The following is a 14,601-nucleotide window of genomic DNA, read 5'->3' on the forward strand; positions in this document are numbered from 1 at the left end:
TAGTGTAATACCTGTTCTTTTGTTAAGTAGTACCTTTATACTATTACTTCGGGTAATAATTTTTAAAGGTAAATAACTATGAAACATACATATACTATACAGGGGATGAGCTGTAACGGCTGCCGCACTAAGGTTGAAAAAACATTAAATGAGATAGAGGGAGTTGAAGCTACAGTTTCCCTTAACCCGCCGATAGCAGAAGTTACTATGGAAGAGCACATACCCATAGAAAAACTTCAGGAAAAGCTTTCTGAGGCAGGCAGTAAATATATTATAAGTACTGAACCTCCAAAAGAAGGAGAGCACACACATCATAATCACGAACATCACAATCATAGCCACCATAACCATTCTCATAAAGTAGAAGGCGGTAAATACTATTGCCCTATGTTTTGTGAGGGGGATAAGACTTATGATAAACCCGGCAGTTGCCCTGTGTGCGGGATGAATCTTGAAAAAGCCCCTGACCTTACCCCAAAGAAAAAGCAATACACATGCCCTATGCATCCTGAGGTTATAAAAGATCAACCGGGTGCATGTCCTATTTGCGGGATGGATCTGGTACCTTTAGAACCTCAGGAAGAGGAAGACGAAACCTATAAAATGCTGGTTAAGAAATTTAAGGTCGCTATGGTCTTCACTATTCCCATATTTGTTATTGCAATGGGAGAGATGATTCCGGGTAACCCTATCTCAAAACATGTATCGCATACCGTTTCAAACTGGATTCAGTTTGCTCTTTCGTTACCGGTTGTTTTTTATGCTGCCTGGATGTTTTTTGAAAGGGCTTGGGTATCATTTAAAACATGGAAGCTTAATATGTTTAGCCTAATAGGTGTTGGGGCAGCAGCGGCATTTGTTTTTAGTATAACAGGACTGTTTTTCCCTTCTATATTCCCCAATCAGTTTAAAGGGCATGGAGGTAGCGTATATCTATATTTTGAAGCAGTTACAGTTATACTTACCCTGGTGCTGTTAGGGCAATTACTGGAAGCAAGGGCGCATACCCATACCGATACAGCGATAAAAGAATTGTTGAAACTTTCACCTACCGAAGCCACTGTAGTAGTTGACGGGACTGAAAAAGTTATTGATATAAATGATATAAAAGCAGGTGATATTTTAAGGGTTAAACCCGGAGAAAAGATCCCTGTTGATGGTTCCATAAAAGAAGGAAGCAGTAGTATAGACGAGTCTATGATAACCGGAGAACCTATACCTGTAACCAAAAATGAAGGCGATAAGGTAAGTTCAGGTACCATAAACGGCTCAAGATCATTTTTAATGACTGCTGAGCGTGTAGGATCAGAAACCCTTCTTTCCCAAATTATACACATGGTTAATGATGCCAGCCGTTCACGTGCACCTATACAAAAACTGGCCGATAAGATATCAGGCTATTTTGTACCTATTGTAATCGTTATTGCTATTGTAACCTTTATTATTTGGGCAATCTTCGGTTCACAACAGGCTTATGTATTTGCCTTTGCCAATGCCGTTGCTGTGTTAATTATTGCCTGTCCGTGTGCTTTAGGGCTTGCAACACCTATGTCGGTTATGGTAGGAGTAGGTAAAGGGGCACAAAACGGCGTACTCATTAAAAATGCCGAAGCCCTTGAAAATATGGCTAAAGTAAACGTATTGATTACTGATAAGACAGGAACCCTTACCGAAGGAAAGCCATCGGTAGATAAAGTTGTCTCTATAGGAAATATGAGCGAGAAAGAGCTATCAGGAATAATAGCCTCGCTAAACCAACAGAGTGAACACCCATTAGCACAGGCTATTATTAATCATGCCCAAAAACTGGGTGCAGAGGAGCATAATGTAAAAGAGTTTGAAGCTGTTTCGGGCAAAGGGGTAACAGGTATAACTAACGATAAGAAGGTTGCAGTCGGTAACAAAAAGCTTTTGGAACAGCTTAAAATTTCTCTAACAGATGAGGTGTTGCAACAGGCTAATAAAGAACAGGAAACAGGAAAAACAGTATCTTACATAAGTATAGACGGAAAAGTAGAAGGCTTTGTAACCATTACCGATGCAATTAAGGAAACGAGTAAGAAAGCTATTTCTGCACTTATGGAGAAGGGAATTGATGTGTTGATGCTTACAGGAGATAATAAAAGCACAGCTAAGGCTGTGGCAGATGAGCTGGGAATCAAACATTTTGTAGCAGAATGCCTTCCGGAAGATAAGCTTAATGAAATTAAGAAATTACAGGCTCAGGGTAAGATAGTGGCAATGGCTGGTGACGGTATTAATGATGCCCCGGCTCTTGCTAAAGCCCATGTAGGTATAGCAATGGGTACGGGAACTGATGTAGCTATAGAAAGCGCGCAGATAACTCTTGTAAAAGGCGACCTGCATGGTATAGTAAAGGCAAGGGAACTAAGCGAAGGTATTATGCGAAATATTAAGCAAAATCTGTTTTTTGCCTTTGTTTATAACGCGTTGGGTATTCCGTTGGCAGCAGGTGTATTATACCCTTTTTTCGGGATACTGTTATCACCCATGATTGCTGCTTTGGCAATGAGTCTTAGTTCGGTATCGGTAATCGTAAACTCTTTAAGAATTAAGAATTTAAAACTGAATTAAGTATGGCAAAAGCAAAACAGATATCAAATAAACTCTTCTTGCCATTTCTACTGTTTTGGGTATTTATGGCTAATGCACAAAAAGTAACAGAGTATGATCTGTATGTTACAGATACCGTTGTAAACTATACCGGTAAAAATGTAAAGGCAATTGCCATTAACGGGACTATACCGGGGCCTGAACTTCATTTTACCGAAGGGGATACAGCCGTGATAAGAGTGCATAATAACGCTATGCATGCTACATCTATACACTGGCATGGCTTGCTCTTACCTAACGAGCAGGATGGTGTACCTTATCTTACTACTGCCCCTATAAAGAGTAATACCGTCCACACTTATAAATTTCCTTTAAAACAAAGTGGTACTTACTGGTACCATTCCCATACCATGTTACAGGAACAGTCGGGTATGTATGGCGCTTTTATAATTCATAAAAAAGAAGAGCCTAAAATTCCTGAGTATGTAATGCTTTTAAGCGACTGGAGTGATGAAAACCCGCATGAAATCGAAAGGTCACTGCACCGAGAAACCGACTGGTATGCCATAAAAAAAAGGGCAACCCAAAACTATGGTGAAGCATTGGCAAAGGGATACTTGGGAACAAAATTTACCAATGAATTTAAGCGTATGCATGCTATGGACGTTAGTGATGTTTATTACGATCGTTTTTTTGTGAATGGAGTAACTGAGCAGAAAATACCACAGCTTAAAGCAGAAGATAAGGTTAGGATACGGATTATAAACGGCAGTTCATCAAGTTATTTTTGGCTTAATTATGCCGGAGGTAAAATGGCTGTTGTAGCTTCAGACGGTTCAGAGGTTGAACCTGTAAATGTGGACCGTTTTATAATTGGCGTTTCCGAAACCTATGATGTTGTTGTTACCATTCCTGAGGGCAATACATCTTATGAGCTTACGGCAACATCGGAAGACAGGATAGGACATGCCTCATTATGGTTGGGTGATGGGACTAAAAAGCATCAGGAGCCTATGGGGAGGTTAAATTACTTTGAAGGTATGAAGATGATGAATGACATGATGACAACCGGAGGTAATATGAAAGATATGGGCATGAAAATGAGTCTCCAAAAAATGGATATGAATGCTGTAATGTATCCTGAGTCTAAAAAGAAGGAGAGTAGTCATGACCATGCAGCAATGGAGGGTAAAGAAATGAAGATGGATATGGATATGGATATGGATATGGATATGGATATGGAAGAGCATAATCATCACATGGGGCATATGGACATGAACAAAGGAAAATTGGTTACTCTTAATTATGATATGCTTAAATCGCCAGTAAAAACTACGTTGCCCGATAAGCCTTTCCGTACATTGAACTTTGAACTTACCGGTAATATGAACCGGTATGTATGGACAGTTAATAATAAAACAATATCTGAAACCGATAAAATACTGATAAAGGCGGGAGAAAATATCCGTATTGTAATTACAAATAATTCTATGATGCGTCACCCTATGCACCTGCACGGTCATTACTTTAGGGTAGTAAACCAGTATGGGGAATATTCGCCGCTTAAAAACGTAATTGATGTTATGCCAATGGAAACTGATGTTATAGAGTTTAACGCATCGGAAGAATATGGCGACTGGTTTTTTCATTGTCATATCCTATACCACATGATGTCTGGTATGGGAAGGATTTTCAGTTATGAAGACTCCCCGCCAAATCCGCAATTACCTGATCCGGCAGCGGCACTTAAAAAAGTATATAATGATGACAGAAGGTATTATTTGTCGGCAGATATAGGGTTGGAGTCTAACGGTAGTGATGGCGAGGTCAGGCTGGCTAATACAAGAAATTTTGCAGATTTAGAATGGAGGCTGGGTTATAATGATGAGTCAGGCTACGAGACTGAAGCACATATAGGCCGTTATCTGGATAATAAACAATTTCTCTCGGTATATACGGGCTGGGATTTCAGGTATAGGAAAACCGATGAGATTGAAACCAATCTTTTTGGGCAAACCAGTACAAAAGACAAAAGGGTAGTGGCTTGTTTAGGTGTAATTTATGTATTGCCATGGTTTGTGGAAACCGATTTAAGGGTAGACCACGAAGGTAATGTAAGGCTTCAGTTTACACGTGAGGATATCCCTCTTACATCACGACTAAGATTGTGGGGTAGCTGGAATACCGATTATGAATATAGTGTAGGTAGCAGGTATATTTTAACCAAATACTGGTCACTGTCTGCCCATTATGACAGCGATATGGGATTTGGAGCAGGAATTGCACTTACATATTAGGACTTATTAATATTAATAGCGTTGTTTTTGTTGGGGAATTGTGGATTTGTATGTAGAAAAACTCTACAGTTTAGATGAATTTATTGTGAAAAAGTAGTTAAAAAAGGGTAAAAAACCAGATGGCACAAGGCTTGCCTTGTATAAAGGTGGAAAAAACTTTTACTTAACCTTGCATAATAAAAACATGAAAAGAGATACAATTACCCCAAAGATGTTATCACTTGAAAAAAATGAAACTAGCGCCATTTTTTCTGATAATATAAAGACTACAAATATTAGTATACCAAAATCTCTTAAAAAATTAAATAAAGCTAACACTGTAAACTTATTGGTGTTGGCGGGCTCTTTTCTCCTTATGATAGGAGCAGCCTTTTTAGTATTTCTTTTGAAGCCGGATTTTGAACTCCTGCATTCAAACAGAATGAGTTCGGTTTTAGGTTTTACCTTAATGATAATAGCGACAGCATTGTTCATTTTTAAAGGAGGTTTCTTTCTGTTTAATGCATTCCTATATTTTAAATACAGATCGATTAAATCAGTATCGGATAAGCAACTTCCAACTACTACTGTTATTGTTCCGGCTTATAATGAAGGAAGGCTGGTTTATGATACATTATTGAGCATAGCTGCAAGTGATTTTCCTGAAGGTAAATTACAGTTGTTAGCTATTGATGATGGGAGTAAAGATGATACCTGGCAATGGATGTTAAAAGCAAAAGAAGAGTTGGGAAACAGGGTTTCTGTTTATCAACAGTCTAAAAATATGGGTAAACGTCATGCCTTATATCGTGGCTTTAAAATGGGTACAGGTGAAGTTTTTGTAACTATAGACAGTGATTCAATAGTAAAACCTGATACACTTCGCAACATGGTAAGCCCTTTTGTAGTTAACGAAAAATGTGGTGCAGTTGCAGGTAATGTAAGGGTGCTTAACAATAAAAAGGCAATTATCCCAAAAATGCTTAATGTGAGCTTTGTGCTTAGCTTTGAGTTTATGCGCTCTGCAGAGAGTATGTTAGGTTCTGTACTTTGTACTCCGGGGGCACTTTCTGCGTACAGAAGTAAGGCAGTATTTGCCTGTCTTGAAGAGTGGATCAATCAAACATTTATGGGTCAGCCATCAGATATTGGTGAAGACCGCGCCATGACCAATATGATATTGAAACAAGGATATGAGGTAAGATTCCAGCGAAACGCTTATGTATTTACTAATGTGCCCGAAAAATATAAAGGACTGTATAAAATGTTTATACGATGGGGAAGGAGCAACGTTCGCGAAAACATTATGATGGCAAAATTTGTATTTAAAGATTTTAGGGAGGGTTCTAAAGCCGGTACAAGATTATTGTTTGTAAACCAGTGGTTAAAACTTATAATGGCTTATCCGTTAATAGTAGCGATGTTTATTTTTATTGCAATGCACCCTGTACTGTTCTTAAGTTCCATTTTCCTGGGGATACTTATTTATTCAAGTTTTCCGGTATTGTTTTATGCAAAACGACATAACGTGTCCGAATCTTTTTGGGCATATTCCTATAGTATTTTATACACCTTTGGTTTGTTTTGGATAACCCCTTATGCAATTGCTACTGCAAGCAGAAGAGGTTGGTTAACCCGTGGATAATAATTGTAACATATTATCCGGCAATGTTGAAAAGCCTGCTTATAATGAGCAGGCTTTTCTTTTTATTAGTTTATACTTCAGAAGGGTCAATTCCTTCTTTTATTAATTTCCTATAGTATTTATAGTTTAGGTATGTAATTTCTACCGATAAAATAAATACTGTTAAGGCTAAGTACCATGTAACCGATATATCGAGTTGTACTAAAGAAAGAAGAAAGAATAGGATAGAAGTAACTAAAAGAGAAAAACGCATTGGCTTTTTCAGGGTATCAAAAACCTCAGGATATTCCAGTAATTCCATAATAAGGAAAATACAGAATAAAAATACAGCTATTCCAAAACCAAGTATTTGTTGCAGGTTATAAGTAAAGTCATTTTCGGCTAAAAAAGCGGGTAGGGCAGCAGCGATAAACCCAAGTGCTATAAGTGTTGGTATGTAGAGTATTTCCAATAGGGAGGCTCTGGCTAGCCCCTTTTTAACCTCTCTGGAAGATACAAACGTGAAAAATATCCACCAGAGCGAAAACACAGCAGAAATACCAATTGCAAAATTTATCCAGCTTGTAAAAGTTAAAGTTTCAATCTCGCCTATACCGTTAACCACACCTAATACCAATTCGCCAAAAATAATTATGGTAAATAACCCCAAACGCTCAAACATACTGGAAGATAAGTCAAGGCGTTGAGAAGAACGCAACAAAAGTTTATGGGCAATAAAAGGCGGAATATAATTGCATATAAGAACTAGCGGAAATAGTAACCTTAACCAATAATGTGAAACAGATAATGATATTCCCATTAAGCAAAAAGCAATAAGGAAAAGGGTGGTGTAGGGCCAGCTGTATTTTCGGTGTGATTTGTCATATAGCCCCACACTCCACCATTGGTAGGTAATATAAAGCTGCATGATCATGAAAATTATGGTTACAAGTGTATAATTTTCGTGTGTTTTGTTTATTGCTATTGAAAGGGCGGCAATAATCATCATTTGCCAAAGCATCATCAGTCTTGTACGTAGTCCCTGATTTCCGTGAAGGTCGTGATGCAGGCTGCCGTTAAGCCACCCCCAAAAGATTAAGGAAAACAGGCATATATTTTCAGTGAATCCCTCAAAACTCATATTGTGGGATAGATGATGAGTAATACGGGCTATGGCAATTACATATACAAGGTCGTAAAACAGTTCAAGCCAACTAACCCTGCGTTTATCCTGCTTTGGATTAAAATCCTTAGGCGGCCCCCACCAAATAGAGATATTCTTTTTTAATTCCATATAAGTTTACTGAAATTTAAAGTAGAAGAAGAAATGTTTTCTGTTTATCTAAAATTTAATCATTGTTAAATTTATAGAATAATTATTAATGAAAATTTGTTTTGCGTTGATTTTCAGTGTGGTTGTAAAATTGATGTTTTCGTAATTTGTTTAATTTATTTCTAAATTTTAAGATGTTTAAAGTTCTTTTTTTCCTTCTAAAATAAATGCTTTTTAAGATAAATATTTATTGATATTTTAAAATTAAAAGGTTATTTAAGTGTTTTTTGAAATATTTTTTCAAAATAGGATATTTCTTTACAAATATAACATTCATAATAAAATTTGTTTTTTTTTGATAAAAAGCTAAATATAAAATTTAGATAAATTATTTTCGGGTCCTAAAATATAACTACCACTATCATGAAAAAATTTACTTTATTTTTTTTCATGTCATTATTAACGCTGTGCAGCTTTGCACAAGGAATTGATCCGGCTGAAGGATTTGAAGGTGCAACCTTCCCTCCGACAGGCTGGACAAGGCATAATAATGGCATAGGAATGCTCCAGCAATGGAAGCAAACAGTGATTGCAGCAAATGCAACTTATCCTCCCAAAACCGGAGATTATGCAGCTTTTATCGATCGCGAGAATGTCTCTGATGACGGAGACCCCGCAAAAGACTGGTTGGTAACGCCATCTTTTGAAATGCCTGCAAACGGGCAGCTGCGTTTTTGGTCAAGACTGACCTTACCTGGTAACCAGGGAACAGTTTACAAAATTTTAATGGCTCCTGCCGGAGCTGATCTTACAGACCTAGCTTCTTATACGGTTGTTTCAACATATACGGAAGCATTTATCAATCCAACTCAAACAGAGTACAATGAAATTGTATTAAGTTTACCGGGTACTGTAGGTCAAAACTATCATGTTGCTTTCCTTATGGAAGGTGACTTTCAGGATCGTTGGTTAATTGACGATGTAAGCATTATTGAACAGTGTTTACCACCTACAGATTTAACTGCTACTGATGTTACAGATACATCAGCTACTTTATCCTGGACAGGTGGTTCGGCTCAGTACGAAATAGAAGTTATGCCGGTTACGGAAGCTCCTGACGGTTCAGGTGATATTGTTGACGGTAATTCAACTACTGTTTCTCCATTACTACCTACAACTCCTTACAAATATTATGTAAGATCTGTTTGTGGAAATAACAATAACAGTGATTGGGCAGGGCCTTACAGCTTTAATACATCTCCGGGTAATGATGAATGTGCTAACGCAACTACACTAACGGTTAACCCAACAAATATTTGTGCCGTAACTACGCCTGGTACTATAAATGGTGGTTCTGCTTCAGCGGAACCAACTACATGTACGGGTACGGCAAATGATGACGTATGGTTTACTTTTGTTGCTACTAATACATCTCATATAATAGATCTTATTAATATTACAGGCGGAACCACTAACCTGGTTCACGTTGTATATGAAGGGACAAGCTGTGGAACAATGACTCAGCTTTACTGTAGTGATCCTAATACAAGTACGGCTACAGGTTTAACTGTTGGTCAGACGTATTATGTTAGAGTATATTCATGGACTTCTGCGGCTAACCAAACTACAGCATTTGATGTATGTTTAGGTACACCGCCACCGCCACCTGCAAATGACGAATGTGCTACAGCTACTTCTATTCCTGTTAATTCAGATTTAAGTTGTGCACAGTTTGTAACAGCTACAATTTATTCTGCTACGGGTTCTGCTGAAGCTAATACTTGTACTGGTGTAGACGACGACGACGTGTGGTTCTCATTTGTAGCTACAAGTACTTCTCATACAATTAATCTTAATAATATTGTAAGCGGTACTACTGCATTGGATCATGTATTATATTCGGGTAGTTGTGGTACGCTGACTCAATTGTATTGCAGTAACCCAAATAACAGTATTGCAGGAGGACTTACCATAGGAGATACTTACTATGTGAGAGTATACTCTACAGCATCAACCCCACAAACTTCGGTATTTGATGTTTGTATTGGTACACCGCCGCCGCCGCCGGTAAATGACGACTGTGCCAATGCGCTTAGTGTTACGGTAAATTCTGATTTAAACTGTACGTCAGTTACTTCAGGAACAATAGCCTGGTCAACAGGATCATTGGATACTAATGCCTGTACGGGTAGTGCTGATGATGATGTTTGGTTCTCATTTGTAGCAAGTAATCCTACTCATACTATTAATGTTAATAATATTACAGGTGGTACAACACTTTTATACCATGGAGTATATACGGGTACATGTGGTTCTTTAACTAATATAAGTTGTAGTACTACGAATAGTAGTTTAGTTGGTGGATTAACTATTGGTCAAACTTACTATGTAAGGATATATTCATCTACTACTGCTCCTGGTCAAACATCGGTATTCGACTTGTGTATAGGTACACCTCCACCGGCACCGGCAAACGACGAGTGTGCAGATGCTACTGTGGTTTTAACAAACCCAGATCTTGAATGTACAAACTCAGTTGCGGGAACAGTTGCATGGTCTTCAGGATCGGCAGAACCTAATACATGTTTTGGTACAGACGATGACGACGTATGGTATCAGTTTGTGGCTACCAGTATAACACATACTATTAACCTTAATAATGTTGCAGGTAGCAGCACTTTTATGTATCATACACTGTATGAAGGAACTTCATGCGGATCTATGACTCAGCTTTACTGTACTACAAATAATACAAGTATTGCAGGAGGTCTTACTATTGGCCAGACATATTATGTAAGGATTTATACAAGTACTTCTATAGGCCAACAAAATACTACGTTTAATTTCTGTGTTGGTACACCGCCACCGCCACCGGCAAACGACGAGTGTGCTGATGCTATAGCGGTTACAACTAACTCTGACTTAGAATGCGGAAACGTAACTTCTGGTACTATTGCATGGGCAACAGGTTCACTGGAGCCAAACTCATGTTATGGTACAGATGATGATGATGTTTGGTTTACGTTTGAAGCTACAAGTGAAACTCATACACTTAACATAAATGTTACAGGAGGTTCAACAACGCTTTATAATGTTGTTTATGAAGGTAGTACGTGCGGAGCTTTAACGCAGCTTAACTGTACTACTTCTACATCGCCTATTTTATCAGGATTAACAGTTGGTAATACATACTATGTAAGGATATACTCTTCTACATCTGTGGCACCTCAGTCTACTACTTTCGATTTATGTATAGGGACGCCACCGCCGCCGCCTGTAAATGACGAATGTGCTAATGCAATTGAGGTTCCGGTTAATGCAACTCCAACATGTGATCAGGTAGTTGCTGGTACTATTTCATGGTCAACGGGATCTACTCAGGGAAGTACATGTACAGGAACTGAAGATGACGATACATGGTATGAATTCACTGCAACAAACGATACTCACGTTATATCTATTTTAAACATAGTAGGTAACTTAACTGTCTTGTAATATGTTGTTTACGAAGGTGATGATTGTGATCCTTTAACGCAGCTATATTGTGCTAACGGGATGAGTTTTGCAACAGGGTTAACTGTTGGTACTACTTACAAAATAAGAGTATATTCTTATACATCTCTACCGGGCCAGCTTGCAGATTTTGATATCTGTGTAACAACACCACCGTCTCCACCGGCAAACGATGAGTGTGCCGATGCAATTCCTGTACCGGTTAATCCAGATCAGCTTTGTGGGCAAACCGTATCAGGATCTGTTTATTCAGCAACCGCTTCGGCAGAAGCTAATACATGCTTTGGTAGTGATGATGATGATATATGGTTTGAATTTGTTGCGACTAGTACTAAGCATATAATTTCCCTTTCAAATATTACACCGTCTAACTCTTTCTATCATGCTGTTTATGAGGGAGATGAGTGTGGTGCGTTGACACAGCTTTACTGTAACTCTACAACTCAGAGTTTTGCAGAAAACCTAACAGTGGGTACTACTTATAAGATTAGACTTTACTCTTCATCTTCGTTACCTCAAACATCAAGTTTTGATCTTTGTGTAGGTACACCGCCGCCGCCGCCGGCAAACGACGAGTGTGCAGAGGCTACAGTTATAATTGCTAATCCAAGTTCAGAGTGTGTGGAATCAGGTTCTGGTACTATTTTCTCAGCTACGGCTTCAACAGAAGGAAATACTTGTACAGGTGTTGCAGATGATGACATATGGTTTGAATTTACGGCAGTAAATACAACTCATTTTATTACCATAAATAATATTCAGGGAAGTACAGCAGGTCTTTACCATGTACTTTATGAAGGTGACGAGTGTGGCACACTTACACAGCTTTACTGTAGTACTTCTACTCAAAGTTTAGCTCAGAACTTAACAGCGGGAACTACTTATAAGGTTAGGGTATATTCTTCTTCTTCAAATCCTAATCAAACATCTACTTTTGATATATGTGTAGCTACTCCTGCAGGTTCAATTCTTGTAAACGATACAACATTTACACCGGAGCAGCTTGTAGAAACAGTACTTATCGGTTCTGAGTGTGCTCTTGTATCTAATATTACTTCCCAGTCAGGTTCTGATTTTGGAGGATCGGGTAGTATCGGTTACTTTAACTTTAACAACTCAAGCTTCCCGTTCAATGACGGTGTAATATTAGCGACAGGAAGTATAAACGAAGCTCCTGGGCCTTATCCTAACAATAATGGAGGTTTAAGTGGTTCAGGATGGGGAAGTGATGCCGACTTAGCTGCAATTATAGCTGAACAGGGTAACACAGATCCTCTTTATAATGCTTCTATATTAGAATTTGATTTCGTACCGTTAACAAACCAGATAACGTTTGATTTCCTATTTGCTTCAAATGAGTACGGTACTTTCCAGTGTAGTTATGGAGATGCGTTTGCATTTATCCTGACTAATTTAGAGGAAGAAGATCCTACTCCGGTTAACTTAGCTGTTTTACCGGGAACAACCGTACCGGTGTCGGTTGTAAACATAAGGAATGGTGCTTATAATGCAGGTTGTGATTCTGTTAATCCGGAATACTTTGGTTCTTTTAATCAGGGTAATCCTTATGGTTCAGCTATTGCTTATAGAGGCCAAACAGTAGTTCTTACAGCTGCCGGAGATGTAATACCGGGTAACCAGTATCATATCAAGCTTGTAATTGCCGATTATAGAGACCAGTCATTTAACTCAGCCGTATTCCTTGCGGGTGGTAGTTTTGATATCGGAGGACTTGATTTAGGTCTTGACCTTACCGTTGTAGACGGAACGGCTATCTGTGATCAGGATGTTTCTGTTATCGAAACAGGTTTAAACGAAGACGATTACGAATTTGTTTGGTCTACTGTTGATGAGGATGGAAATGCTACCGTAATTGAAAATGAAACAGATGCTTCACTTACCGTTTCAGAGACAAATGACTATAGGGTAGTTGCGACTTATACAGGTTCTACATGTTCACTGGAAGGTAACAAACGAGTTGAGTTCTATGTTCCTGTAGAAGAAACTGTAGGTACTCCTGTAGACCTTATAGGTTGTGATGCAAGTGGATTTACTACTTTCGATTTCGCTTCTAATACTGCTCTTATTGAGGCTGGTGTAATTGAAGGTTATGATGTTGCTGATTTTGTAATTTCTTACCACGCTTCTGAAGCTGATGCCCAGGATAATGCTAACCCTATAGGTCCTGTATATGAAAATACCGTTGCTGAATTACAGACAATTTATGTAAGGGTAGAGTACACACCAACAGGGTGTGTAGGCATGCTTAACTTTAACCTTATCATTCAGGATCTTACACCTGATTTTGATATGGGTGGCGACTTTAATATCTGTGAGGGTACTACAGGTGTAACTATCGATCTTACAGCTAATAACTTCGATCCTGCATCACCGGATGTTACTTACTCATGGACTTACAATGGAGACGCATTACCTGATACAGGAAGTAGTGTTACCGTTACAGGAGAAGGTACTTATGAAGTTACGGTTAACAACTCAGGTTGTGAGGCTACCCAGTCGGTATTTGTAACCGTTACTTCAATACCTGTTGCCGATATTATGGAGGATGTCGTTGCTTGTGATAGCTATATATTACCTGTACTTAGTCCTAATAATACATATCATACGCCTGAAGGTGAAACACTTGCTGCAGGTACTGAGATAACAACAGATCAGATGATTTATATCTATACGGAATCTGGTACTGCACCGGCAAACTGTACAGATGAGAGCAGCTTTATGGTTTCTCTTGTTGCTACACCGGTAATTGAAGTTACAGGTGGTTGTATAGGCGGTCGTTATACACTTGAAGTGATTCTTGATGAGGAGTATTATACTGAGGAAACAGTTCTTATTGAGTGGACTGATCCAAACGGAGCTATTATAAGTACTGATGTTACAGCTATTGCTGAGGAAATAGGTGACTATATGGTAACCGTAACCCCTGCGGGTGGCGATATCTGTTCATCGGTTCTTGTGTATAATGTTGAAAATGCAGCTTGTACAATTCCTCGTGGTATCTCTCCAAATGGTGATAACATGAACGATAACTTCGATCTTTCAGGTCTTGGAGTAATCAAACTGAGCATCTTTAACCGTTACGGTAAAGAGGTTTACAGTAAAACAGATTATAGTGATGAGTGGTATGGTCTTGACAAACACGGAAAAGAACTTCCAACAGGAACATATTTCTACTCACTTGAGCTAAACGATGGTACCAGCAAAACGGGTTGGGTTTACATTAATAGAGAGAACTAAACCAAAAGAAAAGGGGTTATTAAACCCAACCCCTTTCTTTTTACTAATTATTAGCACATAAACACATGAGAAAAATATACCTT

6 protein-coding genes are annotated in these 14,601 nt (G+C 38.5%); 5 read left to right on the forward strand and 1 reads right to left on the reverse strand.

The features are described from left to right. The first annotated feature begins 78 nt into the window (after positions 1–78). From NU09_RS16945 to NU09_RS16955, 3 genes are all read left to right on the forward strand, one after another. Positions 79–2,595 carry a heavy metal translocating P-type ATPase gene (locus NU09_RS16945; protein WP_129752501.1) on the forward strand — a complete coding sequence of 839 codons (2,517 nt, stop codon included), beginning with the start codon at positions 79–81 and terminating at the stop codon, positions 2,593–2,595. A 2-nt stretch (positions 2,596–2,597) separates the two neighbouring features. Then, positions 2,598–4,871 (forward strand): multicopper oxidase domain-containing protein, encoded by a 2,274-nt coding sequence (locus NU09_RS16950; protein ID WP_129752502.1) that lies wholly within the window; start codon positions 2,598–2,600, stop codon positions 4,869–4,871. Between the two features lie 184 nt (positions 4,872–5,055). Beyond that, positions 5,056–6,495, forward strand: a complete 1,440-nt coding sequence (locus tag NU09_RS16955; RefSeq protein ID WP_129752503.1) for a glycosyltransferase — start codon at positions 5,056–5,058, stop codon at positions 6,493–6,495. 70 nt (positions 6,496–6,565) lie between these two features. On the opposite strand, the gene NU09_RS16960 is transcribed toward NU09_RS16955, so the two are convergent. Next, positions 6,566–7,768, reverse strand: a complete 1,203-nt coding sequence (locus NU09_RS16960; protein WP_129752504.1) for a low temperature requirement protein A — start codon at positions 7,766–7,768, stop codon at positions 6,566–6,568. Positions 7,769–8,170: 402 nt separating this feature from the next. Here NU09_RS16960 and NU09_RS16965 point away from each other — a divergent pair, with 402 nt between their 5' ends. Together NU09_RS16965 and NU09_RS16970 are read left to right on the forward strand one after the other, a co-directional pair. Continuing rightward, positions 8,171–11,242 carry a choice-of-anchor J domain-containing protein gene (locus tag NU09_RS16965; RefSeq protein ID WP_129752505.1) on the forward strand — a complete coding sequence of 1,024 codons (3,072 nt, stop codon included), beginning with the start codon at positions 8,171–8,173 and terminating at the stop codon, positions 11,240–11,242. 60 nt (positions 11,243–11,302) lie between these two features. Then, the gene (locus NU09_RS16970) at positions 11,303–14,518 is read left to right on the forward strand and encodes a choice-of-anchor L domain-containing protein (protein WP_129752506.1); all 3,216 of its coding nucleotides are present in this window, start codon (positions 11,303–11,305) and stop codon (positions 14,516–14,518) included. Positions 14,519–14,601: the final 83 nt, after the last annotated feature.

Source organism: Flavobacterium beibuense (assembly GCF_004151245.1).
Taxonomy (GTDB): Bacteria; Bacteroidota; Bacteroidia; order Flavobacteriales; family Flavobacteriaceae; genus Flavobacterium; species Flavobacterium beibuense_A.